The organism is Pseudomonas sp. BF-B-15 (genome assembly GCF_019946675.1).
GTDB lineage: Bacteria > Pseudomonadota > Gammaproteobacteria > Pseudomonadales > Pseudomonadaceae > Aquipseudomonas > Aquipseudomonas migulae.
The window spans coordinates 1-20900 of sequence record NZ_JAGYFZ010000102.1; the positions used below are offsets into that span (position 1 = coordinate 1).

Here is a 20900-nt window from a genome sequence, read left to right on the forward strand (position 1 = left end):
GTCAGACAGTTGTGGGGGTTGCGGCCGTATGCCAGATCAACACGCGGGTCACGCGGTTGTCTTCGGTCTCCAGAATCTCCAGCCGATAACGCCCGATCTTCAGGCACACCGCGCTGTCCGGAATCGTCTCCAGCGCTTCGGTCACCAGCCCGTTAAGGGTTTTCGGGCCATCGCTGGGCAAATGCCAGCCGAGGCTTTTGTTCAGGTCGCGAATCGACGCCGCACCGTCGATCACCAGGCGTCCATCGGCCTGTGGATGGATGTGCGGGTTGTCCAGGCTGTGCTGGCTTTCGAATTCGCCGACGATTTCTTCGAGAATGTCTTCCAGCGTGACGATGCCGAGCACTTCGCCATACTCGTCGACCACCATGCCCAGGCGCCGCTGCTGTTTGTGAAAGTTCAGCAGTTGCAGCTGCAACGGTGTGCTTTCCGGTACGAAATACGGGTCGTGACACGCGGCCAGCAACGCTTCGCGAGTGAGTTGGCCGTCGGGCAGCAGATGGCGAATCTGCCGGGTGTTGAGCACCGCCTCGACCTGGTTGATGTCACTGTGGAACACCGGCAGGCGCGTGCGCCGGTTGGCCCGAAGCTGTTCGAGGATTTCTTCGATGGAGTCGTCGAGGTTGATCCCGTCGACATCGCTGCGCGGTACCAGAATGTCGTTGACCGTGATGTTGTCCAGCGCGTGGATGCCGGACACCGCGTGCGGACGGCAAACCGGTTGTTGATCGTCGTGACGATCCTTCGGCGTCTCGTCCTCGCTCTGCTGTACCACTTTGGCCTTGCGGGCAAACGGCCGCATCAGCAACTGGCTGATGCCATTGAGCAGCCAGGCGGCCGGGTAGATGATTTTCAGCGGCGCGCGGAGCAAGGTGTTGCCCAGCGCCAGGACCGCGTCGGGATAGCGGGCGGCGAGGGTGCGCGGCAGGTAGTCGGCAAACACCAGCAGAATCGCGCCGGCCCCCAGGCACGCGGCCCATGGACCGTTTTCAGCCCAGGTGAAAATCGCCAGCAAGGTGCTGATGACCACTACCAGTGCACGGCACAGGGTGTTGCAGAAAATCAGGCTGTTGAGCGGAAAACTCAGCTTCGCCACCGGTTTGTCGCTTGCGCGCGAGGCGGTACGCTGGGCCAGCAAGTGCTGGTGTGCCGCTTCAATGGCGGTGAACAGCCCCGACCATAAAATCAGCAGGGCCACTACGGCGAGCATCGGCCCTATGGGCAAGTCGTCCATTTATGCCGCCCGTCAGATGTGCAGGATGTATTCACGGACCAGCTTGCTGCCGAAATACGCGAGCATCAACAGGCAGAAACCGGCGAGGGTCCAGCGAATGGCCTTGTGTCCGCGCCAGCCGAGGCGGTTGCGGCCCCACAGCAGCACGCTGAAGACGATCCAGGCCAGGCACGCCAGCAAGGTTTTGTGCACCAGGTGCTGGGCGAACAGATTGTCGACGAACAGCCAGCCAGAGATCAGCGACAGCGACAGCAATGTCCAGCCGGCCCACAGGAAACTGAACAGCAGGCTTTCCATGGTTTGCAGCGGCGGGAAGTTCTTGATCAGTCCGGACGGGTGCTTGTGCTTGAGCTGATGGTCCTGAACCAGCAGCAGCAAGGCCTGGAACACCGCGATGGTGAACATGCCGTAAGCCAGGATCGACAACAGGATATGCGCGAGGATGCCCGGCTCTTCGTCGATGATCTGCACCGTGCCGGCCGGGGCGAACTGTGCCAGCAGCACGGTGGCGGCGCCCAGCGGCAACAGCAATATCAGCAGGTTTTCCACCGGGATCCGCGAGCAGGCCAGCAGCGTCAGGGCAATGACCGCCGCGGCGATCAGGCTGGCGGCGCTGAAAAAGTCCAGGCCCAGGCCAATCGGTGTCAGCAGGTGGGTGAACAGGCTGGCGCTGTGAGCCAGCACGGCGAGCACGCCGAGCGTGACCAGCAGGCGTTTGTTCGCCTTGGCGCCGGTGGCCAGGCGAGAGCCCTGATAAATGGTCGCAGCGGCATATAAGCAGGCGGCGGCGAGAGTGGTAAGCAAACTGGGTGACAAGGGGAGCATAAATCCTGTTAGGCAAGCCCGAAAGGCGCTGAGTTTGGCATAGAACCCACACACCACGAAAGTGCGAGGTGTCCGCCAGTCGCAGTCTTCGCTATAATCCGCGACCTGCCCACGCCGCAGGCTCGCCGAGCACATGTTGATTCCGGTCTGGGCCGCCATTATCCCGGTCTACACAGGGCCTGAAAGGATCGCGCAATGTTTGAAAACTTAACCGACCGTCTCTCGCAGACGCTGCGCCATGTCACCGGCAAGGCCAAACTGACCGAGGACAACATCAAAGACACCCTGCGCGAAGTGCGCATGGCGTTGCTCGAAGCCGACGTCGCCTTGCCGGTGGTGAAGGACTTCGTCAATTCGGTCAAGGAACGCGCCGTCGGCACCGAGGTGTCGCGTAGCCTGACGCCGGGCCAGGCCTTCGTGAAGATCGTCCAGGCCGAACTCGAAAGCCTGATGGGTGCGGCCAACGAAGACCTGAACCTGAGCGCCGTTCCGCCCGCCGTCGTATTGATGGCCGGTTTGCAGGGCGCCGGTAAAACCACCACCGCCGGTAAACTTGCGCGCTTCCTTAAAGAGCGCAAGAAGAAGTCGGTGATGGTGGTGTCCGCGGACGTTTACCGTCCGGCGGCGATCAAGCAGCTGGAAACCCTGGCCAACGACATCGGCGTGACGTTCTTCCCGTCCGACCTGAGCCAGAAGCCGGTCGACATCGCACAAGCGGCTATAAAAGAAGCAAAGCTTAAGTTTATTGATGTGGTCATCGTCGATACCGCCGGTCGTCTGCACATCGACGAAGAGATGATGGGCGAGATCAAGGCGTTGCACGCCGCGATCAACCCGGTCGAAACGCTGTTCGTGGTCGACGCCATGACCGGCCAGGATGCCGCCAACACGGCCAAGGCCTTCGGCGATGCACTGCCGCTGACCGGTGTGATCCTGACCAAGGTCGACGGCGACGCCCGTGGCGGTGCCGCACTGTCCGTTCGTGCCATCACCGGCAAGCCGATCAAGTTCATCGGTATGGGCGAGAAGACCGAAGCCCTTGAGCCGTTCCACCCGGAGCGTATCGCTTCGCGGATCCTCGGCATGGGCGACGTGCTCAGCCTGATCGAACAGGCCGAAGCGACGCTCGACAAGGACAAGGCCGACAAGCTGGCCAAGAAGCTGAAGAAGGGCAAGGGCTTCGACCTCGAAGACTTCCGCGATCAGCTGCAACAGATGAAGAACATGGGCGGCCTCGGTGGCCTCATGGACAAACTGCCGAACATCGGCGGTGTGAACCTGGCGCAAATGGGCAATGCCCAGGGCGCGGCAGAGAAACAATTCAAGCAGATGGAAGCCATCATCAATTCCATGACCCCGGCCGAGCGCCGCGACCCTGAGCTGATCAGCGGTTCGCGCAAACGCCGGATCGCCATGGGTTCCGGCACCCAGGTGCAGGACATCGGTCGCTTGATCAAGCAGCACAAGCAGATGCAGAAGATGATGAAGAAATTCTCCGCGAAAGGCGGAATGGCCAAAATGATGCGCGGCATGGGCGGTATGTTGCCCGGCGGCGGCATGCCGAAAATATAGTGTCCAGTCACACCAATACTGCTCAATTTTGGCGGTGCCTGTTGACCTCATGCTGCGTTGCCGCTCCTCGCCATAGCCAGCTATGACTCGTCGCGGCGCCTTGCCTGAGTTCAACAATCACTCGCCAAAATATGAGCATTATTGGTGAGACTGGACACAAGAATTCGCGCAGGGGCTTGCTCTTGCGCAGCCCACACGGAAGTGGGATCTCCAGCAAACCCGCACTTGGCGGGAGCTGACTGGCCGTTTTCAACGACGGCTCTATAGCAAATCTGGATGGCGTCCGATAGGCCGCCGGAAAAAGACATTTGCAAAAGTCCGGATATTCCTTAGAATATGCGGCCTTTCGGGCACCTATGCCCGCTGTGCCTTTAGATTTGCAGCACCGACTACAGGAACGATGTTCACATGCTAACAATCCGTCTTGCCCTTGGCGGCTCCAAAAAGCGCCCGTTTTACCACTTGACCGTAACCGACAGCCGCAACCCGCGCGACGGTTCGCACAAGGAACAGGTTGGTTTCTTCAACCCTGTTGCTCGTGGTCAAGAAGTCCGTCTGTCCGTGAACCAAGAGCGCGTAGCCTACTGGCTGAGCGTTGGTGCACAACCTTCTGAGCGTGTTGCTCAGTTGTTGAAGGACGCTGCTAAGGCTGCGGCCTGAGCAATATGAACGCGACGCCAGCCATTGCTGATGATTTGATCGTTATCGGCAAGATTTATTCTGTTCATGGCGTTCGCGGCGAAGTGAAGGTGTATTCCTTTACTGATCCGACTGAAAACCTGTTGCAGTACAAAACCTGGACGCTCAAGCGCGAAGGCAATGTGAAACAGGTCGAGCTGGTCAGCGGACGCGGGAGCGACAAGTTCCTGGTCGCAAAGCTCAAGGGTCTTGATGATCGTGAAGAAGCTCGTCTTCTGGCCGGTTATGAGATCTGCGTGCCGCGCAACCTGTTCCCTGAATTGACCGACGGCGAGTACTACTGGTACCAGCTGGAAGGTCTGAAGGTTATTGATCACCTTGGGCAATTGCTCGGGAAAATCGATCATCTTCTGGAAACCGGCGCCAATGATGTAATGGTGGTCAAGCCTTGCGCTGGCAGCCTGGATGATCGCGAACGCCTATTGCCCTATACGGAGCAATGCGTGTTGGCTGTCGACCTTGCCGCAGGCGAGATGAAGGTGGATTGGGACGCGGACTTCTAAGCGTGGCTAACTTGCGCGTAGAAGTGATCAGTTTGTTTCCCGAGATGTTCTCCGCCATCAGCGAGTACGGCATCACCAGTCGGGCGGTGAAACAGGGGCTCTTGCAGCTCACCTGTTGGAATCCGCGAGACTACACGACGGATCGACATCACACTGTGGACGATCGCCCATTTGGCGGTGGCCCGGGCATGGTGATGAAGATCAAGCCCCTGGAAGATGCTCTGGTTCAGGCCAAGGCAGCAGCCGGGGAGGCGGCGAAGGTGATTTACCTGTCCCCCCAAGGCCGTCAACTGACTCAGTCGGCGGTACGCGAGTTGGCGAATCTGGATGCATTGATCCTGATTGCCGGCCGCTATGAAGGCATTGACGAGCGTTTTATTGATGCTCATGTCGATGAAGAGTGGTCGATTGGCGACTATGTACTGTCTGGCGGCGAGCTGCCGGCGATGGTCCTGATCGATGCGGTTACACGACTGCTGCCTGGAGCTTTAGGGCATGCGGACTCCGCCGAGGAAGATTCCTTTACGGATGGTTTGCTGGATTGCCCGCACTACACCCGACCGGAGGTGTATGCGGATCAGCGTGTTCCCGACGTATTGCTAAGTGGCAATCACGCGCACATCCGGCGTTGGCGTTTACAGCAGTCCCTTGGTAGGACCTTTGAACGACGCGCCGATCTTCTGGAAAGCCGCTCGCTTTCTGGAGAAGAGAAGAAGCTGCTCGAGGAATACATCCGCGAGCGGGACGATAGTTAACAACGTATCGATGGTAAGTCCGTTGATTTACCTTAGGAGCACAGCATGACTAACAAAATCATCCTTGCACTCGAAGCAGAGCAGATGACCAAAGAGATCCCTACCTTTGCCCCGGGCGACACCATTGTCGTTCAGGTGAAAGTGAAGGAAGGCGACCGTTCGCGTCTGCAAGCGTTCGAAGGTGTTGTTATCGCCAAGCGTAACCGCGGCGTAAACAGTGCTTTCACCGTTCGTAAAATCTCCAACGGTGTTGGCGTAGAGCGTACTTTCCAGACCTACAGCCCGCAAATCGACAGCATGGCCGTTAAACGTCGCGGTGACGTACGTAAAGCCAAGCTGTACTACCTGCGTGACCTGTCCGGTAAAGCAGCTCGCATCAAGGAAAAACTGGCTTAAGTCCAGCTTCCGATGCAGAAAAAAGCAGCCTACGGGCTGCTTTTTTGTTGCCCGCCATTTATCCCGGAATTTCGTTTCAGGCTGTAGACCCATGACCGCTCGTGAGCAAGAAATCGAACGCCGCACCGAACTCTCGGTGAGCCGCGTGACCAAGGCGGTTTTCCCGTCGACTACCAACCACCACAACACCCTGTTCGGCGGCACTGCGCTGGCCTGGATGGATGAAGTGTCATTCATCACCGCCACCCGCTTTTGTCGGCTACCGCTGGTGACCGTTTCCACGGACCGCATCGACTTCAATCACGCAATCCCTGCCGGCTCCATCGTTGAACTGGTCGGGCGGGTGATCAAGGTCGGCAACACCAGCCTCAAGGTTGAGGTTGAAGTGTTTGTTGAAAGCATGAGCTGTGATGGTCGCGAGAAGGCGATTCATGGGCAGTTCAGTTTTGTGGCGATTGATGAAGACAAGCGGCCGGTGCCGGTGTTGCCTGAGTTTGCCGCCTGACTTGATACCGTGGTGCGGCTTTCGCGGGCAAGCCTCGCTCCTACAAGGGTTCCTTACATACCTGTAGGAGCGAGGCTTGCCCGCGAATCGATCTATCAGGCGCCGCCGACCTGCGGTTGAATCAACGCCAACAACGTCCACCCCGCCGAAGGCTTCAACGGACTGTCCGGCGTCGCCACATGCACCCATCCGCTGTCATCGCGAGCGAACAGTAATGTCGCGCGTTCCCCATGCAGCGCCCGGTAATCCTCCCAGCCGAACCCCTCCGTCAGAGTTGTGCTGTACAGCTCGGCACCCTGGTGCAGCAGATTAGCCAGTTTGTTGTAGGTCAGTTCCTCATTGCCCAGCAAACGCCCGCGATGTTCATGGCTGGCGCGGTGCTTGTCAGTGCGGTGGCTTTCCTGACCACTGGCGAGACCAAACAGTCGCTGATGGCCGAAATCGTGTCGAAAACGCATCGACGCCAACGCATTCAATTCGCCGGATGGCGACAATGTCAGCAAATGCCCAAGCCCGACCAGATCCAGATGAGCGTCGGCATGCTGCGACGCCGGGTTACCAAAGTACGTCGGCAAACCGTCCATGCGCGCCGCGCGAATATTCTCCCAGCTCGAATCCGTCAGCAGCACTCGACAGCCCAGCTGTTGCAGGGCTTTGCCCAAGGTACGTGCCGGGGCGTTGGCACCGACGATCAGAAAGCCGCTGGGCGCCGGTTCGGCGACTTTCAGCAAGCGCGCCAATGGCCGGGCCGTGGCACTTTGCAACACTACCGTGCCGATGATCACCGCAAACGTCAGCGGCACCAGCAGCAACGCGCCTTCGAGTCCGGCCTCATTCAGGCGAACGGCGAAAATCGCCGAAACCGCCGCCGCCACGATTCCGCGAGGTGCGATCCATGACAGCAGTGCCCGCTCGCGCCAGCTCAAACTCGAGCCTGCCGTGGAAAGCATGACGTTCAATGGCCGTGCAATGAACTGAATGATCAGCAACAGAATCAGCACCAGCGGCCCGAGGCCGATCAAGGCGTTCAAATCGAGTCGCGCCGCGAGCAAAATGAACAGCCCGGAGATCAGCAGCACGCTGAGGTTTTCCTTGAAGTGCAGGATGTCCCGCACATCCACGTCCTTCATGTTGGCCAGCCAGATCCCCATCAAGGTCACGGCCAGCAAACCGGATTCGTGCATGACTTGATTGGCGGTAATGAAAATCCCCAGCACCGCCGCCAACGCCGCCAGGTTGTGCAGGTATTCCGGCAACCATTGGCGCCGAATGATCGTGCCGAGCACCCAGCCGCCGGCAATCCCGAATGCGGTGCCGCACAGAATCACTCCGCCGAAGGTCAGCAGGCTTTGGCTCAAGCCGTCATCTGACGTACGGGCGATGATGAAGCTGTAGACCACCACGGCGAGGAGGGCGCCGATCGGGTCGATGACGATGCCTTCCCAGCGCAGGATGTTGGCAATCGAGGCTTTGGGGCGTACCACGCGCAGCATCGGTACGATGACCGTGGGCCCGGTGACCAACGTCAGGCTGCCGAAAAGTATCGCGAGCAACCAGTCGAAATCCAGCAGGCAATGCGTGGCAACAGCAATGACCACCCAGGTCGAGATCGCGCCAATCGTCACCAGCCGGCGTACGACGCTGCCGATTTCGCGCCACTCCGAGAGGTGCAGCGTCAGGCTGCCTTCAAACAGAATCAGCGCCACCGCCAGCGACACCAGTGGCATTAGCAATGGGCCGAACATTTCCTGTGGGTCGAGCCAGCCCAGGATCGGGCCGACCAGAATGCCGCTCAGCAACAGAAACAGGATCGCCGGCAATTTCAGTCGCCACGCCAGCCACTGACACCCCAGAGCCGCCGCACCAATACCGCCAAAAGCCAACAGAATCTGTTGCTCGTTCATTGAGTCTTCCTGTTCCTTGAAGTAGCGGGCTATGAAAGACTAGCGGTGGTTTTTACTGTTCACCTTTTTTTCGCGCGCAGTCTCAAGACTGCATGTTTCGAGTGCCCATGCCTGCCATCGATCATCCACTGATAGACCAATTCCTCGACGCGTTATGGCTGGAGAAAGGCCTTTCCGACAACACTCGCGATGCCTATCGCAGTGACCTGGCCTTGTTCAATGGCTGGCTGCAGGAGAAGGGGCTGGAGTTGATCAACGCCGGTCGCGAGTTGATCCTCGATCACCTGGCCTGGCGCCTGGAACAGAACTACAAACCCCGTTCCACTGCGCGATTTCTCTCGGGTGTGCGTGGCTTTTATCGCTATCTGTTGCGGGAAAAGTTGATCGCGGTCGATCCGACGTTACGCGTTGATATGCCTCAACTCGGTAGGCCGTTGCCAAAATCCTTGTCGGAAGCCGATGTGGAAGCACTGCTGAAAGCGCCGGATTTGAGTGAAGCGATTGGCCAGCGTGACCGCGCCATGCTCGAAGTGCTGTACGCCTGCGGTTTGCGGGTGACGGAACTGATCAGCCTGACGCTGGAGCAGGTCAACCTGCGCCAGGGCGTGCTGCGGGTGATGGGCAAGGGCAGCAAGGAGCGGCTGGTGCCGATGGGCGAGGAGGCGATTGTCTGGGTCGAGCGTTACATGCGCGACGCCCGTGGCGAGCTGCTCGGCGGGCGTCCCAGTGATGTGCTGTTCCCCAGTCAGCGCGGCGAGCAGATGACGCGCCAGACCTTCTGGCACCGGATCAAGCATCAGGCCAAGGTCGCCGGGATCGGCAAATCGCTGTCGCCGCACACTTTGCGCCATGCCTTCGCCACGCACCTGCTCAACCACGGCGCGGATTTGCGAGTGGTACAGATGCTGCTCGGCCATAGCGATCTGTCGACCACTCAGATCTACACCCACGTCGCCCGGGCACGCCTGCAGGACCTGCATGCCAAACACCACCCGCGCGGATGATCACATTCCCTGCTGCGCGATCCCTGTAGGAGCGAAGCTTGCTCGCGAAGAACGTCAACGATAACGCGTGCTGTCTGGATGAACGTGTTGTCCTGACCTCCTTCGCGAGCAAGCTTCGCTCCTACAGGGAGTGCGGTGTTGTCTTGTCACCCCACATTCGGCCACACAGCCCTTATGTGGTAGGCTTTGTCGGTTTGTACGATGGGCGGTTATGACCCGGTGTTTCGGCACGGGCGTTCTGGTCGTCCCATTTGTCCGCCTTCAGGAGTTCTCATGCGTCTGACCCAGATTTTCGCCGCCGCAGCCATTGCGTTGGTCAGCACCCTTGCCGTCGCCGATGACGCGGCCGACAAAGCCATTCGTAAGAGCCTGGAAACCCTCCAGCTCGAAGTGCCGGTAGAAAGCATTTCCGCCAGTCCGCTGCCGGGCCTGTATGAAGTCAAACTGCAGGGCAGCCGCGTGCTGTATGCCAGTGCCGACGGCCAATACGTGGTTCAGGGCTACATGTTTCAGCTCAAGGACGGCAAGCCGGTCAACCTGACCGAAAAAGCCGAACGCCTGGGCATTTCCAAGCTGGTCAACGCCATTCCTGTTGCGGAAACCGTGGTCTACCCGGCCATCGGCGAAACCAAATCGCACATCACCGTGTTTACCGACACCACCTGCCCGTACTGCCACAAACTGCATGCCGAAGTGCCTGAGCTGAACAAGCGCGGCATCGAAGTGCGCTACGTCGCGTTCCCGCGCCAGGGCCTGGGCTCGCCGGGTGACGAACAGCTGCAAGCGGTCTGGTGCTCGAAAGACAAGAAAGCGGCCATGGACAAAATGGTCGACGGCAAGGAAATCAAGGCCGCCAAGTGCGATAACCCGGTTTCCAAACAGTTCGCCCTCGGTCAGTCAATTGGCGTGAACGGCACACCGGCCATCGTTTTGGCCGACGGTCAGGTCATTCCGGGCTACCAGCCTGCGCCACAAGTCGCCAAACTGGCGCTGGGCGCGAAGTAAATTCGCATCGTCACGGCCAGCCTTTGACGATCATGGTCCGGCGGCAACATTTGCCGGGCCATTAATAGAGAGCCGCGAGCATGCGGCTGTTTTCACGGCCGGCCTTGAGTCGGCCGTTTTATGGGGAGTTCACAGTGAAACCGGTCAAAGTAGGCATCTGTGGGTTAGGGACCGTCGGTGGCGGTACCTTCAACGTACTTCAGCGCAACGCCGAGGAAATTGCTCGTCGTGCCGGGCGTGGAATCGAAGTGGCACAAATTGCCATTCGCACGCCAAAGCCTCAGTTCCAAACGACCGGTATTGCGATTACCAACGATGTCTTCGAAGTGGCCACGAACCCTGAGATCGACATCGTTATAGAGCTGATGGGCGGCTACACCGTTGCCCGTGAGCTGGTACTCAAGGCCATCGAGAATGGCAAGCATGTGGTCACCGCGAACAAGGCGCTTATCGCCGTTCACGGTAATGAAATTTTCGCCAAGGCTCGCGAGAAGGGCGTGATCGTTGCGTTCGAAGCGGCCGTGGCCGGTGGTATTCCGGTGATCAAGGCGATCCGTGAAGGCCTGTCCGCCAACCGGATCAACTGGGTCGCCGGCATCATCAACGGCACCGGCAACTTCATCCTCACCGAGATGCGCGAGAAGGGTCGCACCTTCGAAGACGTACTCGCCGAGGCGCAGGCCCTGGGTTACGCCGAAGCCGATCCGACCTTCGACGTTGAAGGCATCGACGCGGCCCACAAGCTGACGATCCTGGCCTCCATCGCGTTCGGCATTCCGCTGCAATTCGACAAGGCCTACACCGAAGGCATCACCAAGCTGACCACGGCTGACGTGAACTACGCCGAAGCGCTGGGCTATCGCATCAAGCACCTGGGCGTCGCTCGCAGCACTGCGGCTGGCATCGAGTTGCGCGTGCACCCGACGCTGATCCCGGCCGATCGCCTGATCGCCAACGTCAACGGCGTGATGAACGCAGTGATGGTCAACGGTGACGCTGCTGGTTCGACCCTGTTCTACGGTGCCGGTGCCGGCATGGAGCCGACCGCTTCGTCGGTGATCGCCGACCTGGTGGACGTGGTTCGCGCCATGACTTCCGATCCGGAAAACCGCGTGCCGCACCTGGCCTTCCAGCCAGATTCGCTGTCGGCGCATCCGATCCTGCCGATCGAAGCCTGCGAAAGCGCCTACTACCTGCGCATTCAGGCCAAGGACCATCCGGGCGTGCTGGCTCAGGTTGCGAGCATCCTGTCGGAGCGCGGCATCAACATCGAATCGATCATGCAGAAAGAAGTCGAAGAGCATGACGGCCTGGTGCCGATGATCCTGCTGACCCACCGTGTGCTGGAACAGCACATGAACGACGCGATTGCCGCCCTCGAAGCCCTCACGGGCGTGGTCGGTCCGGTCGTACGGATCCGCGTCGAGCACCTGAACTAAGCCGTTATCGTTCACCGGGCCTGCGTGCGGGCCCGGGTTTGCGAACACTGTCCATTGGAGTCAGTCATGCGTTATATCAGCACCCGCGGCCAGGCACCGGCCCTGAATTTCGAAGACGTCCTGCTGGCCGGTCTGGCCACTGACGGCGGTCTGTACGTCCCGGAAAACCTGCCACGTTTCACCCAGGAAGAAATCGCTTCCTGGGCCGGCCTGCCGTATCACGAGCTGGCTTTCCGGGTGATGCGCCCGTTCGTCACCGGCAGCATTCCTGATGCCGATTTCAAAAAGATTCTTGAAGAAACCTATGGCGTGTTCTCGCACAACGCCGTGGCACCGTTGCGTCAACTGAACGGCAATGAGTGGGTGCTGGAGCTGTTCCACGGCCCGACCCTGGCGTTCAAGGACTTCGCCCTGCAACTGCTCGGTCGCCTGCTCGATTACGTGCTGGAAAAACGCGGTGAGCGCGTGGTGATCGTCGGCGCCACTTCCGGTGATACCGGTTCGGCCGCCATCGAAGGCTGCAAGCACTGCGAAAACGTCGACATCTTCATCCTGCATCCGCACAACCGCGTGTCTGAAGTGCAGCGTCGGCAGATGACCACCATCTTCGGCGAGAACATCCACAACATCGCCATCGAAGGCAACTTCGATGACTGCCAGGAAATGGTCAAGGCGAGCTTCGCCGACCAGAGTTTCCTCAAGGGCACGCGTCTGGTGGCGGTGAACTCGATCAACTGGGCGCGGATCATGGCCCAGATCGTCTACTACTTCCATGCGTCCCTGCAGTTGGGCGGCCCGGCGCGTTCGGTGTCGTTCTCGGTGCCGACCGGCAACTTCGGCGACATCTTCGCCGGTTACCTGGCGCGCAACATGGGCCTGCCGATCAATCAGTTGATCGTCGCCACCAACCGCAACGACATCCTGCACCGCTTCATGAGCGGCAATCAGTACGTCAAGGAAACCCTGCACGCCACGTTGTCGCCGTCGATGGACATCATGGTGTCGTCGAACTTCGAGCGTCTGCTGTTCGACCTGCACGGTCGCAACGGCGCGGCGATTGCCGGGTTGATGGATTCGTTCAAGCAGGGCGGCGGTTTCAGCGTTGAACAGGAGCGTTGGACTGAAGCGCGCAAGCTGTTCGATTCGCTGGCTGTGGATGATGCGCAAACTTGCGAAACGATTGCTGAGGTTTACGAGCAGACGGGTGAGTTGCTGGATCCGCACACGGCTATCGGTGTGAAGGCTGCGCGTGAATGCCGTCGTAGTCTGGATATTCCGATGGTGATCCTTGGCACTGCGCACCCGGTCAAATTCCCGGATGCGGTTGAGAAGGCGGGCGTGGGTAAAGCGCTGGAGTTGCCGGTGCACCTGGCCGATCTGTTTGAGCGGGATGAGCGTTGCACGGTGTTGCCGAATGATCTTAAGGCTGTACAGGCGTTTGTCAGTCAGCATGGGAATCGTGGGAAGCCGTTGTAATCGGATGGATTGATTGGGGGGCATATCCGTTGCTGCGGTAATGGCGGCTATTGGTTTCGCTTTTACAGCGAGTCACTTTGGAAAAGCCCCAAAGTAACCAAAGGGCTTTTGCCCCTTTCGTTCGGTGCCTCGCTAATGCTCGGCATGCCCTCGCTCCGGTCCTGCTCCGTGGGCCCGCCGCCATCGGCCATCCATGGCCGGGGGCGGCTACCGCGGCATCCCTGCCGCGGTGCCCACTGCGCAGAACCTCCACTCGGCCTCTCGAGGGGGCGACTACCGCCACAGCCGCCGAGGCGGCCTGAAAGCCGACCTGGCTCTTCGGTTGTTCGCGTTGTCCTTCTTTGATGCGTTCACTCATTCCGGACTGTGCACCACTCCCCTGTAGGAGCCGGCTTGCTGGCGATAGCGGTGGGTCAGTCGACGCATTTATTGACTGAACGGACGCTATCGCCAGCAAGCCGGCTCCTACAGGGATTGGGTTCACACCGTTCGAAATTGTAGGAGCCAGCTTGCTGGCGATGGGCGTCAACGATAACGCGAGCTGTCTGAATGAACGCGTCGTCCAAACGCTTTTCGCCGGCAAGCCGGCTCCTACAGGAAATCGCGTACGCTTTTGCTTCTCACCACTCATCAGGCCGAGCGTTAGCTCGCCTTCCGCTTTTGATCTGAGCGCCCCCTCGAGAGGCCGAGTGGAGGTTCTGCGTAGTGGGCAACCCGGCATGGATGCCGGGTTAGCCGCCCCCGGCCATGGATGGCCGATGGCGGCGGGCCCACGGAGCAGGACCGGAGCGAGGGCATGCCGAGCCTAGGCGAGGCACCGAACGAAAGGGGCAAGAGCCCTTGGTTACTTGGGGCTTTTCCAAGTGACTCGCCGTAAGGGCGAAACCAATAGCCGCCGTTACCGAAGAAACGGATATGCCCCAAACCAAACCACCAAACCACGCGTCACGCCAAACGCTGAGCCTTCTCGTCCTCACCCAAACAAGCCGCCGCCGTAAACAGCACATCAGTCGAAGAATTCAGCGCAGTCTCCGCCGAATCCTGCAACACACCAATAATGAAACCAACCGCCACCACCTGCATGGCGATTTCACTCGGAATGCCGAACAGACTGCACGCCAGTGGAATCAACAACAACGAACCACCCGCCACACCCGAAGCGCCACAGGCACAAATCGCCGCAACGACACTCAGCAAGATGGCCGTCGGAATGTCCACGGCAATACCCAGCGTATGCACCGCCGCCAGAGTCAGCACAGTAATGGTGATCGCAGCACCCGCCATGTTGATCGTCGCACCCAGCGGAATCGAAACCGAATAAGTGTCCTCATGCAGACCCAGGCGCTTGCTCAGTTCCAGATTGACCGGAATATTCGCCGCCGAACTGCGGGTGAAAAACGCCGTGATGCCACTTTCACGCAAGCACATGATCACCAGCGGATACGGGTTGCGACGCAGCTTCCAGAACACGATCACCGGGTTCATCACCAGCGCCACAAACAGCATGCAACCCAGCAAGACCGCCAGCAGATGCGCGTAGCCGATCAAGGCACCGAAACCGGAAGTGGCGAGGGTCGACGCCACCAGGCCGAAAATCCCCAGCGGCGCAAAACGGATCACCAGACGCACGATCAGGGTCACGCCGTTGGACAAGTCGCCGAGCACTTCACGCGTGGTGTCACCGGCATGGCGAATGGCGACGCCCATGCCGATGGCCCACGCCAGAATGCCGATGAAATTGGCATTCATCAGCGCGCTGACCGGGTTATCCACCACGCTCAGCAGCAGACTTTGCAGCACTTCGCCGATACCGCCCGGCGCCGTCACCGCGACGTCGTGGGTGGACAGCACCAGGCTCGACGGGAACATCATGCTGGCCACGACCGCGACCACGGCCGCCGCAAACGTGCCCAGCAAGTACAGAAACAGAATTGGGCGGATATGTGTTTCCTGGCCGTGCTTGTGGTTGGCGATCGACGCCATGACCAGCACGAACACCAGAATCGGCGCGACGGCTTTCAGCGCCGAGACGAACACTTTGCCGATGAACGCAGTGGACTTCGCCACGTCCGGCGCAACCAGCGCCAGGGCAATCCCGGCGAGCAGGCCGATGATGATTTGCGTAACCAGGCTCAAGCGTTTCAAGCGTTGCAATAGCGAAGGGGATGAAGCAGTCATAAAACGGCATCTCTGATTTTATTAGGTGCGGGGTGTCGCGACATCGCGGCCATTAAAGGGCGGATGAACAGGGTGTACGAATCGCAGGGCGCGGACTTTATCACAGCGTCGTCCGCATCCCTCAGACCTGTGACGATCTGCCACCCGCCTGCTAAACGCGATGTGCAGGTTCGTGCAACCGCCTTTGGAAACACTCTGTTAAGATTGCGCATCCTCATTTTCATGTCTGCCAGTGGGCCTTCGGGCTATCGCTGGTGTTGTCGTTTTCTGGAGTTCTGCATGCTGTTGCCCATCCTTCTGTTGTCCGCCGCCGGTTTCACGGTGCTGACCACGGAATTCATCATCGTCGGCCTGTTGCCGGCAATCGCCCGGGATCTTGAAGTGACCATCCCCCAGGCAGGTTTGCTGGTCACCTTGTTCGCCTTCACTGTCGCCGCGTTCGGGCCGTTCCTGACCGCGTACTTCGCCCGGTTCGAACGGCGCAAGTTGTTCATCTCGGTGTTGATCATGTTCGGCCTGGCCAACACCCTCGCGGCGTTTGCGCCGAACATCTGGGTGATGGCCGTTGCGCGGTTGATCCCCGCGCTCGGGCTGCCGGTGTTCTGGGCCCTGGCCAGTGAGACGGCGGTGGACATCGTCGGGCCGGATTACGCCGGGCGCGCCATTGCCAAGATCGGTTTCGGCATCGTTTGCGCGACGGTGTTCGGGATTCCGGTGGGTACGTTGATTTCCGATGCGTTCGGCTGGCGCAGTGCCTTTGGCATTCTGGCGGTGATCGCGTTTGCCAAGGCGTTGCTGCTGTTTATCTACTTGCCGAAAACCAGCCTGCATCAACACCAGGTGAGCTTCCGTTCGCAGTTCAAGATCCTGCGCAGCCCGTTGATGATCGGGCACGTGTTGCTGTCGATCCTGGTGTTCAGCGGCATGTTCACCGCTTACACCTATCTGGCGGACATTCTTGAGCGGTTGGCCGGTTTCAACGGCACCGTGGTGGGTTGGTGCCTGATGGGCTTCGGCGCGGTGGGCCTGATCGGCAACTCGTTGGGCGGTCGCGCGGTGGATCGTCATCCGCTGATCGCTTCCGTGACGTTCTGCGCGTTCATGATCGCCGGCATGGTGACGCTGGTGCCAAATATCCATTCGCCGCTGGGTCTGGCGGCAGCAATGGGCATCTGGGGCGTGACACAAGCGGCGTTGTTCCTGGTCAGCCATGTGCGTTTGATGAAGGCAGCGCCTGAGGCACCGGCCTTTGCCGCGTCGCTGAACATTGCCGGCGCCAACCTCGGTATTGGTCTGGGCGCGATGGTCGGTGGTCGGGTGATCGACAGCGTTGGCCTGGGTGGGCTGGGCTTTGCGGCGGCCGGTTTTATTCTGATCTCGATCCTGTTGGCCATGGCGCTGATGACCTTCAAGCCCCGCGAAGTCTGCGCCTGACCCTCACATCGCGGTGAACAGCTCGCGTCGGGCACCTTCGGTAATCGCAACGATACCGGGGTGCTTGACCTTGCGTTCCACCGAAATGGCGTAGAACGACTCGGTCACGGCGTCGGTCTGGCCAATCAATTCCACGCCGTACTGACGCTTCACTTCATCGGCAATCACGCTCGGGCCGATGAAAATTCCGCTGCCGGACTGACCGAAGGCTTGCATCAACGCGCTGTCGTCGAACTCACCGACGATGCGCGGCTGAATCTGCTGCTCGGCAAACCAGCGTTGCAAACGACTGCGCACCACGGTTTCCGGCCCCGGAATCAGCAGCGGTGCGCCGTGCAGGCTGCGCGGGAAATCCTGGCCGTACTGCGCCGCCAGTTCGGCGGTGGCGAAGAAGCTGATTCCGCATTCCCCGAGTTTCTGGCTGTAGCCCTTGATGTCGAGGTGCGACGGCATCGGGCTGTCGGAGATCACCAGATCGAGGCGCTGAATCGCCAGGTCGGCGAGCAAGCGTTCGAGTTTGTCTTCGCGACAGGTAATGCGCAGCGGTTCGCTCAGCTCCATGGTCGGCGCGATCAGGCGGTAGACGATGGATTTGGGCACCACATCAGCCACGCCAACCCGAAACAGAATCTGTTGCTCATTGGGTTGCGCCCGCAGCATCAGCTCCAATTCACCACCGAGCTGAAACATCTGCTCGGCGTAGGGCAGGGTCTGGCGTCCGGCTTCGGTGAGTTCCAGCTGTCGGCCGACCCGACGAAACAACTCGATGCCATACGTTTGTTCGAGCAAGGAAATCTGCCCGCTGATGGTTTGCGGCGTCAGGTTCAGCTGTTCGCAGGCGCGCACGATGCTGCCGGTCTTGGCCACGACCCAGAAGTAATGCAGTTGTCGATAGTTGAGCATGGCGACCTACAGTTCGTGAAAACCGAAGTATAACCGCTAAAAATACGAATTTTCCTGAAGTGTTTGCCTCCCTAGAATGCCTCGCTATCAACGGGCCATCGTTTCGGCCCGTTTTGTTCTATCGAGGAAAGCATCATGAAGCTTAAAACCACGGCACTGTTGATTGCGTCTTTACTGGTGCTGGCCGGTTGCGACCAGGCCGAAAAAAGCGCTCAGCAACTGATGGGCAAGGCTGCCGAATCCGCCAAGCAAGCGATTGACGACACCCACAAAGCCGCCGAGCAAGCGCTCAGCGATGCCACCAGCGGGTTGATCAGCAAGAAAGAATCATCGGGCGACGACAAAGAGAAAACCGAATCGTCGTCCCAGGAAATCTAAACCGTCTTAAAACGAGTCAGGACTGACCCATGGAATACCTTTTAGAACTTGCTGCAAGCCCCACCGCCTGGGTCGCCCTGGCCACGCTGGTGGTGATGGAAATCGTGCTTGGCATCGATAACCTGATCTTCATCTCGATCCTGACCAACAAACTGCCGGAACAGCATCGGCAGAAGGCGCGGCGCATCGGTATCGGCATGGCGCTGATCCTGCGACTGGCACTGCTGAGCACCATCGCGTTCATCGTCCAGTTGACTGAGCCGGTGATCGAGATCCTCGGCCACGCGTTCTCCTGGAAGGACATGATCCTGATCGCCGGCGGCCTGTTCCTGTTGTGGAAGGCGACCACCGAGATCCATCACAGCATGGACCCGGCACCGGAAGATCCGAAGTCGGCGACCTCGACCGTGACCCTGGGCTTTGCCGCCGCGATCGGTCAGATCCTGATGCTGGACATGGTGTTCTCCATCGACAGCATCATTACCGCTGTCGGCATGACCGAGCATTTGCCGATCATGATCATCGCGGTGGTGGTGTCGGTGCTGGTGATGTTGTTGGCGGCTGACCCATTGGCCAAGTTCATCAACGACAACCCAACGGTGGTGATGCTGGCGCTGGGCTTCCTGATCATGATCGGCATGACGCTGATCGCCGAAGGCTTCGGCGCCCACGTACCGAAAGGCTACGTCTACGCAGCCATGGCGTTCTCGGCAACGATTGAAGGCTTGAACATGATGTCGCGACGGGCCAAGCAGAAGCGCATTGCCGCTGAAGCGTAACCTGGGCTGAAACGAAAACGGCCGCCTGCACTCGCAAGAGTCCAGGCGGCCGTTTGTATTCGGGGTAGTAAAAAGTGCCCGTCAGTGCGCAGTGGCGTGACGTGCAACCGGTTTATCGGTTTTCGTCACCCGAGCCGGCTGGGCGGGGTGGTGATGGTGCCTGCGGGCAATTCGCAGGACTCCCCACAACATGGCGGCGGCAACAGCCAGCCAACTGAAAATCAACATCACAATGGTCATTGTCAGGCTCATCAGTGCCTCCTCTTCGCCCTGCTTCGGGCACACACGCTTTGCAAGTGACAGTCTAGTCGCTGCCATGTTGCAGGCTATTGACCAAAGGTCGGTGCCGACCAATCAGTTCGCTCTATCGAACGCAATCAACTGCCGGTTAAGGCTATACCGCTGTCGCGCGGCGTCCTATGATCAACGGCCAAGCCGGGAGCACGGACACCTGGCGTCTGAACAAGAGAGTGATGATGGTGCGGGTATTTTCGCGAATTCGAACGGCAGCCCTGATTGCTGGCTGTGTTGCAGGTCTGGCTGGCTGCGCGGGCAGTGTGGCGCCGGAGGTCAAGCGTCTGCCGGAACGCGTGGAACTCAGCGGGACGTTCTACCGTGGGCAAAGCTTTCAAAGCGGGCCCCAGGTGCTGGCCAGTCTGTTGGCCCAGCAGGGCATCGTGATTACTCCAGGGTTGCTCGAAAAACCTTTGCACCTGCCGGGCGCCGAAGCGCAATTGCAGCAGAACATGCAGAACCTCGCCCGCGAGTACGGGATGGTCGTTTACCCACTCGACAGCCATTTGCCTGCGCTGCTGACCCAGGTTGCGGCGGGTTACCCGGTGATGGTGCGCTTCACTGAAGGCTCGGCGTTCTGGGCTGAACCGCGTTACGCCATTCTTGCCGGGTACAACCGTCAGAAGCGGACTGTGTTGCTGCGCTCGGGAATGAATCGTCGGGAGTTGATGAGCTTCAGCTCGTTTGAGTCGTCGTTCAAGGATGCGGGTGGTTGGGCGGTGCTGATCCAGAAACCGGAGCAGATTCCGGCCAACGTTGATCAGTCGCGTTGGTTGAAAGCGGCGAACGATCTGGCCCAGGCCGGTCAGGAGCAGGCCGCTGCCCGTGCGAAGAAGGCGCTGACTTCGCAGTAAGCTTCCCGTTCGTCATCTGCCCGGCACTGCCACTTGCGATTGGCCTCTAAAGGATAAGGGCCCGGATGTTTCCGGGTCCGTTCCAAGGAGGCGTCCATGACACATCCCACTTCACCCTCCGGCCCGCACTCGTCCGAGCATTCATCAGGCAATGAGTTGGGTTTCGATCCGGATTCACCGGACCTTGCCGACCCTCAGGTCGACCCCATCGGACCTGCCAGGGCGCCAAGGGATGTAAAACCGGGCGAGGCGGGCAAGGCTCCCGCCAAACCTTACGACCCGCTCGCGAATTTGAAACCCTGACGTTTTGTGTGAGGTGCGTATGTCTACTGATTCGAGTTTTGACGACAAGCGTCCGGACAGTGTTCCAACCACTGTGGAGGATGATATTGATCCGGTGATGGATCCGGGCAGTCCGATGCGTGATCCATTGGTCAGGCCGGTGGTGAGGCCAAGGGATCCGAGTGCGGGGGATGGTATTCCGGATGATGATCAGATGCCGTTGCCGAATGATTGAGGTTTTCGGTTTGGCGTTCAGTGGATTGGGGGTATATCCGTTATTGCGGTAACGGCGGCTATTGGTTTCGCCCTTACGGCGAGTCACTTTGGAAAAGCCCCAAAGTAACCAAAGGGCTTTTGCCCCTTTCGTTCGGTGCCTCGCCTAGGCTCGGCATGCCCTCGCTCCGGTCCTGCTCCGTGGGCCCGCCGCCATCGGCCATCCCTGGCCGGGGGCGGCTAACCCGGCATTCATGCCGGGTTGCCC

General features: G+C 59.6%; 22 protein-coding genes. 16 read left to right on the top strand and 6 right to left on the bottom strand.

Going from position 1 to position 20900, the window contains the following annotated elements; all coding sequences use genetic code 11:
• Position 1 precedes the first annotated feature (1 nt).
• Together KGA97_RS24500 and KGA97_RS24505 are read right to left on the bottom strand one after the other, a co-directional pair.
• Complete coding sequence (locus tag KGA97_RS24500) at positions 2-1234, bottom strand: HlyC/CorC family transporter (RefSeq protein ID WP_223437079.1); 1233 nt, start codon at positions 1232-1234, stop codon at positions 2-4.
• A 12-nt stretch (positions 1235-1246) separates the two neighbouring features.
• Positions 1247-2059 carry an inner membrane protein YpjD gene (locus KGA97_RS24505; RefSeq protein ID WP_032828592.1) on the bottom strand — a complete coding sequence of 271 codons (813 nt, stop codon included), beginning with the start codon at positions 2057-2059 and terminating at the stop codon, positions 1247-1249.
• Positions 2060-2254: 195 nt separating this feature from the next.
• Here KGA97_RS24505 and ffh point away from each other — a divergent pair, with 195 nt between their 5' ends.
• The 6 genes from ffh (at position 2255) to KGA97_RS24535 (ending at position 6489) form a co-directional block, all read left to right on the top strand.
• The gene (ffh, locus tag KGA97_RS24510; protein WP_223481670.1) at positions 2255-3631 is read left to right on the top strand and encodes a signal recognition particle protein; all 1377 of its coding nucleotides are present in this window, start codon (positions 2255-2257) and stop codon (positions 3629-3631) included.
• Positions 3632-4039: 408 nt separating this feature from the next.
• Positions 4040-4291: a 30S ribosomal protein S16 gene (gene rpsP / locus KGA97_RS24515; RefSeq protein ID WP_007944872.1), complete on the top strand. Its 252-nt coding sequence runs from the start codon at positions 4040-4042 to the stop codon at positions 4289-4291.
• A gap of 5 nt (positions 4292-4296) precedes the next feature.
• The gene (gene rimM / locus KGA97_RS24520; RefSeq protein WP_008025598.1) at positions 4297-4833 is read left to right on the top strand and encodes a ribosome maturation factor RimM; all 537 of its coding nucleotides are present in this window, start codon (positions 4297-4299) and stop codon (positions 4831-4833) included.
• 2 nt (positions 4834-4835) lie between these two features.
• Complete coding sequence (gene trmD / locus KGA97_RS24525) at positions 4836-5588, top strand: tRNA (guanosine(37)-N1)-methyltransferase TrmD (RefSeq protein ID WP_007897583.1); 753 nt, start codon at positions 4836-4838, stop codon at positions 5586-5588.
• Positions 5589-5633: 45 nt separating this feature from the next.
• The gene (gene rplS, locus KGA97_RS24530) at positions 5634-5984 is read left to right on the top strand and encodes a 50S ribosomal protein L19 (RefSeq protein ID WP_003175895.1); all 351 of its coding nucleotides are present in this window, start codon (positions 5634-5636) and stop codon (positions 5982-5984) included.
• A gap of 91 nt (positions 5985-6075) precedes the next feature.
• Positions 6076-6489 carry an acyl-CoA thioesterase gene (locus tag KGA97_RS24535; RefSeq protein ID WP_223481671.1) on the top strand — a complete coding sequence of 138 codons (414 nt, stop codon included), beginning with the start codon at positions 6076-6078 and terminating at the stop codon, positions 6487-6489.
• Positions 6490-6584: 95 nt separating this feature from the next.
• Here the strand turns inward: KGA97_RS24535 and KGA97_RS24540 are convergent, their stop codons facing one another.
• Positions 6585-8393 (bottom strand): cation:proton antiporter, encoded by a 1809-nt coding sequence (locus KGA97_RS24540; RefSeq protein ID WP_223481672.1) that lies wholly within the window; start codon positions 8391-8393, stop codon positions 6585-6587.
• Between the two features lie 107 nt (positions 8394-8500).
• Here KGA97_RS24540 and xerD point away from each other — a divergent pair, with 107 nt between their 5' ends.
• The 4 genes from xerD to thrC all read left to right on the top strand — a co-directional run bounded on the left by xerD (position 8501) and on the right by thrC (position 13317).
• Entirely contained in the window at positions 8501-9397 is an 897-nt protein-coding gene (gene xerD / locus KGA97_RS24545; protein ID WP_008025604.1) for a site-specific tyrosine recombinase XerD, read from the top strand.
• 273 nt (positions 9398-9670) lie between these two features.
• Entirely contained in the window at positions 9671-10402 is a 732-nt protein-coding gene (gene dsbC, locus KGA97_RS24550; protein ID WP_192228458.1) for a bifunctional protein-disulfide isomerase/oxidoreductase DsbC, read from the top strand.
• A gap of 134 nt (positions 10403-10536) precedes the next feature.
• Positions 10537-11841, top strand: a complete 1305-nt coding sequence (locus tag KGA97_RS24555) for a homoserine dehydrogenase (RefSeq protein WP_032828598.1) — start codon at positions 10537-10539, stop codon at positions 11839-11841.
• A 66-nt stretch (positions 11842-11907) separates the two neighbouring features.
• Entirely contained in the window at positions 11908-13317 is a 1410-nt protein-coding gene (thrC, locus tag KGA97_RS24560) for a threonine synthase (RefSeq protein ID WP_223481673.1), read from the top strand.
• Between the two features lie 945 nt (positions 13318-14262).
• On the opposite strand, the gene sstT is transcribed toward thrC, so the two are convergent.
• Positions 14263-15495, bottom strand: coding sequence for a serine/threonine transporter SstT (gene sstT, locus KGA97_RS24565; RefSeq protein WP_008033700.1), 1233 nt, complete (start codon positions 15493-15495; stop codon positions 14263-14265).
• A gap of 279 nt (positions 15496-15774) precedes the next feature.
• On the opposite strand from sstT, the gene KGA97_RS24570 reads away from it, so the two are divergent.
• Positions 15775-16929 (top strand): MFS transporter, encoded by a 1155-nt coding sequence (locus KGA97_RS24570; protein WP_008033699.1) that lies wholly within the window; start codon positions 15775-15777, stop codon positions 16927-16929.
• Positions 16930-16932: 3 nt separating this feature from the next.
• On the opposite strand, the gene nhaR is transcribed toward KGA97_RS24570, so the two are convergent.
• Entirely contained in the window at positions 16933-17832 is a 900-nt protein-coding gene (gene nhaR / locus KGA97_RS24575; RefSeq protein WP_223481674.1) for a transcriptional activator NhaR, read from the bottom strand.
• A 135-nt stretch (positions 17833-17967) separates the two neighbouring features.
• Here nhaR and KGA97_RS24580 point away from each other — a divergent pair, with 135 nt between their 5' ends.
• Together KGA97_RS24580 and KGA97_RS24585 are read left to right on the top strand one after the other, a co-directional pair.
• Complete coding sequence (locus tag KGA97_RS24580) at positions 17968-18210, top strand: hypothetical protein (RefSeq protein WP_008044162.1); 243 nt, start codon at positions 17968-17970, stop codon at positions 18208-18210.
• A gap of 29 nt (positions 18211-18239) precedes the next feature.
• On the top strand, positions 18240-18989 hold the full coding sequence (locus KGA97_RS24585) for a TerC family protein (RefSeq protein ID WP_008044163.1): 750 nt from the start codon (positions 18240-18242) through the stop codon (positions 18987-18989).
• Positions 18990-19070: 81 nt separating this feature from the next.
• On the opposite strand, the gene KGA97_RS24590 is transcribed toward KGA97_RS24585, so the two are convergent.
• Entirely contained in the window at positions 19071-19241 is a 171-nt protein-coding gene (locus KGA97_RS24590) for a hypothetical protein (protein ID WP_177318192.1), read from the bottom strand.
• 167 nt (positions 19242-19408) lie between these two features.
• Here KGA97_RS24590 and KGA97_RS24595 point away from each other — a divergent pair, with 167 nt between their 5' ends.
• From KGA97_RS24595 to KGA97_RS24605, 3 genes are all read left to right on the top strand, one after another.
• A complete protein-coding gene (locus KGA97_RS24595) occupies positions 19409-20137 on the top strand; it encodes a peptidase C39 family protein (protein WP_223437873.1) in 729 nt (242 codons plus the stop codon).
• 96 nt (positions 20138-20233) lie between these two features.
• Positions 20234-20440 carry a DUF6021 family protein gene (locus tag KGA97_RS24600; RefSeq protein WP_008033692.1) on the top strand — a complete coding sequence of 69 codons (207 nt, stop codon included), beginning with the start codon at positions 20234-20236 and terminating at the stop codon, positions 20438-20440.
• Positions 20441-20459: 19 nt separating this feature from the next.
• The gene (locus tag KGA97_RS24605; protein WP_008044165.1) at positions 20460-20654 is read left to right on the top strand and encodes a hypothetical protein; all 195 of its coding nucleotides are present in this window, start codon (positions 20460-20462) and stop codon (positions 20652-20654) included.
• The last annotated feature ends 246 nt before the right edge of the window (positions 20655-20900 follow it).